This is a genomic window from Inquilinus sp., from assembly GCF_039594555.1.
GTDB lineage: Bacteria > Pseudomonadota > Alphaproteobacteria > DSM-16000 > Inquilinaceae > Inquilinus.
In genome coordinates this window covers 1-2,716 of the sequence record NZ_JBCNNF010000628.1, presented here as the reverse complement: position 1 = coordinate 2,716, position 2,716 = coordinate 1, and the positions used below count along the sequence as shown (strand labels likewise).

2 protein-coding genes are annotated in these 2,716 nt (G+C 68.3%); both read left to right on the top strand.

Annotation, left to right across the window (positions count from 1 at the left end; genetic code table 11):
* Positions 1-226 precede the first annotated feature (226 nt).
* Positions 227-841: a glutathione S-transferase family protein gene (locus ABDW35_RS35200; protein ID WP_343718491.1), complete on the top strand. Its 615-nt coding sequence runs from the start codon at positions 227-229 to the stop codon at positions 839-841.
* 421 nt (positions 842-1,262) lie between these two features.
* Positions 1,263-2,716: M20/M25/M40 family metallo-hydrolase (locus tag ABDW35_RS35195; RefSeq protein WP_343718490.1), on the top strand; the 1,454-nt coding region annotated here is incomplete at its 3' end.

Here is a 2,716-nt window from a genome sequence, read left to right as displayed (position 1 = left end):
CCCAAGAGCCCCTTCGCCTGATACTCGTGGATGTTCATGGACCGTCCGTCCTGGGTGAGAGCGCGGCGCCTGAGGCCGCCCGCGAAACGGGCCGCACAATAGCACCTGAATCTCTCGGGGCAACCGAGTCGCTGCAATGCAGCAAGCCGCGAGGCGCAGACCGTTGATCCCGGCCGGTTTCGCGCCATCATGGTTGCGGCGGTCCGGAAGCGGGGAGGGCGCGGCGGTGTACAGGCTGTATTGGAACAAGGACACGGGCGCCTTCGCCCCCGACCTGGTGCTGCAGCTGGCCGGCGTGCCCTGCGATCGGATCCGCGTCGACCACAAGGCCGGCGCCCATCGCGACCCCGCCTATCTGCGCCTGAACCCGATGGGCGAGATCCCGACGCTGGTGCTGCCGGACGGCACGGTGCTGACCGAGTCGGCGGCGATGATCCTGCACCTGGTCGACGCCCATCCCGCCGCCGGCCTGGCCCCACCGCCCGGCAGCGCCGCCCGCGCCCGGTTCGACCGCTGGCTCGTGTTCATGGCGGTCAACCTCTACGGCGCCGTGCTGCGCCAGGCCTATCCCGAGCGCTTCACCGCCGACCCGGCCGGCGCCCCGGCGGTGCGGGACGCGGCGGACCGCGCGGTCGACCGCTACTGGGCGCTGATCGCCGATGCCCTGGTGCCCGGCCCATACCTCCTGGGCGAGCAGCGCAGCGCCGCCGACCTATACCTGCTGACGCTGCTGAGCTGGTACGATTTCCGCGAGGAGATGACGCCGCTCAGCCGGATCTGGGACACGCTGCTGGCCGATCCGGTGGTGGCGGAAGCCTGGGGCCGCTACTTCTCGGCGTGATGCTCCAAGCCAGGGTTCGTCATGGCGAGCCCCGAAGGGGCGTGGCCATCCAGGGGCCGATGCGAGCCGCCCTGGATGGCCACGGCGCTGTGCGCCTCGCCATGGCAAAGGCCAAAGGGGCCGGTTTCGCCATGTCGCAAAGGCTGCGTGCTGCACTGCAACAGTATCGGTCAAGGGATCGTCGTGTTTTGTCTGGCTAAATCTCAGGTGAGATGCGGTTGTCCCAAGACTTGCTCGAATTGTTAATGTATAACGCAAATCTTTGAAAAGAGTTTCAGACAAATTGACCTAAATCAGGAATGTTGACGACTGTCCCGGCGGCGGCGGACAGTGCCGCCACGTGGGGGCTGGCCAAACCGAGGCCATTCGTTTGCGCGCCGGGCGGCCACAAGCCCCACCGCAACACATAGGGGGACCAACCGTGAGACTGAGTCATCTGGCGGCCGCCGCGCTGGCGTCCGTCGTCGCCCTTCCCATGTCCTCGGTCCTGGCCGCCGACACGGCCTCCGCGACCGCCTCCAAGGCCTCCGCCAGCACCCTGTCGCTGGGCAACCCGCTCGGCGACCTGATCACGGCGCTGATGAGCCTGGACCTGCAGCGGGCGGTCACCGTCCCCGGCATCCGCCAGCACCTGAACGCCCTGCAGTCGATCGCCAACGCCAATGGCGGCACCCGCGCCGCGGGCACGCCGGGCAACGTCGCCACGGTCAACTACCTCAAGCAGCGGCTGCAGCGCGCCGGCTACCGGGTGACGGTGCAGGACTTCACCATCCCGTTCTATGAGGAGCTCGGGCCCGGCACCTTCGCCGAGACGGCGCCGACGCCGAAGACCTTCGTCAACGAAACCGATTTCGCGACGATGCCGTTCTCCGGCTCGGGCGACGTCACCGGCCGGCTGGTGCCGACCACCGATATCGAGATCCCGCCGGCGCCGGCGCCGCATTCGACCAGCGGCTGCGAGGCCGCGGATTTCCCGGCCGCGGTGTCCGGCAACGTCGCGCTGGTGCAGCGCGGCACCTGCGACTTCAGCGTCAAGGCGGCCAACGCCAAGGCGGCCGGCGCCAAGGCCGTGGTCATCTTCAACGAGGGCCAGCCCGGGCGCACCGACCTGTTCCCCACCGCGGCGATGGATGTGCCGATCGACATCCCGGTGCTGAAGGCCACCTTCCAGGTCGGGTCCGACCTCTACGCCCAGACCCAGGCCGGCCCGGTGACCGTGCATGTCACCACCAACACGCTGTCCGAGAACCGCCCGACCTCGAACGTCATTGCCGAGACCTATTTCGGCCGGCCCGACACGGTCGTGGTGGTCGGCGCCCACAACGACTCGGTGCCGGCGGGCCCGGGCATCAATGACGACGGCAGCGGCACCGCGACCAATCTCGAGGTCGCCGAGCAGCTGGGCCGCCGCCAGATCCTGCTGCGCAACAAGGTGCGCTTCGCCTTCTTCGGCGCCGAGGAGCTCGGCCTGCTCGGCGCGTTCCATTATGTCGAGTCGCTGAGCGACGCCGAGAAGGCGAAGATCAAGGTGATGCTGGACTTCGACATGCTGGCGTCGCCGAACTACGTCCGCTTCGTCTATGACGGCAACGGGTCGACCTTCCCGGACGCGGCGGGCCCGAACGGCTCCGGCCTGGTCGAGAACGTGTTCCTGGCCTTCTTCGCCCAGCGCAACCTGGCGACCGACCCGACCGCCTTCGACAACCGGTCGGACTATGCCGCCTTCACCGAGGCCGGCATCCCGGCCGGCGGCATCTTCACCGGCGCCGAGGTGATCAAGACCGAGGCCCAAGCCCGGATCTACGGCGGCACCGCCGGCATCGCCTACGATCCCTGCTACCATCAGGCCTGCGACACCATTAACAACATCAACAA